Annotated in this window: 1 protein-coding gene; it reads left to right on the forward strand. The window is 38.4% G+C overall.

Annotated elements, in window-relative coordinates:
• Positions 1-479: hypothetical protein (locus tag HK417_RS24655; RefSeq protein WP_222273513.1), on the forward strand; the 479-nt coding region annotated here is incomplete at its 5' end.
• Between the last annotated feature and the right edge of the window lie 73 nt (positions 480-552).

Here is a 552-nt window from a genome sequence, read left to right on the forward strand (position 1 = left end):
TCCTTGAAAAATACGCGAACGTGTACAATTATCAAGGCGCAGAGTGTTATCTGAAATTGCCGTTCACAGCGCCGTATATGCTCGACTTAGAATTAGTAACAAATCGAGAATTGAAAGTTACCCTTGTAATCTATCTAGGATCAACAACGGCAAACTACAATATTTATGTAGACGATAGCCTAGTAGATACGATCGAATTTCAGTTAGGTAAGGAATACGAGTTATTCAGATCAACTGACAACACAGTCAATAACCAAGGCGATACAGGCGCAATACTTAACGGAGTTCACAAACCTTATGTAGAGATTCAACGACAGATTCCGATTGTTGATCCGTTAGGTTACGAGTGTAATCGTGAGGGTGTCTTGTCACTTGAAGACGGTTATATCGAGGCGAATCATTTGATCCCTGACGGAACGATTCAATCGAATCACTTGCAGGAGATTCAGTTGTTAATTGCTAACGGTGTATATATTTAAATGAATAAGAGTGTGAGGAATTATCTTCACACTCTTTTTGTGTCATAATGAATTGTCAGAATATTCTGCTAAT

It is taken from the genome of Modestobacter marinus (genome assembly GCF_019799945.1).
GTDB classification, from domain to species: Bacteria; Actinomycetota; Actinomycetes; order Mycobacteriales; family Geodermatophilaceae; genus Modestobacter; species Modestobacter marinus_B.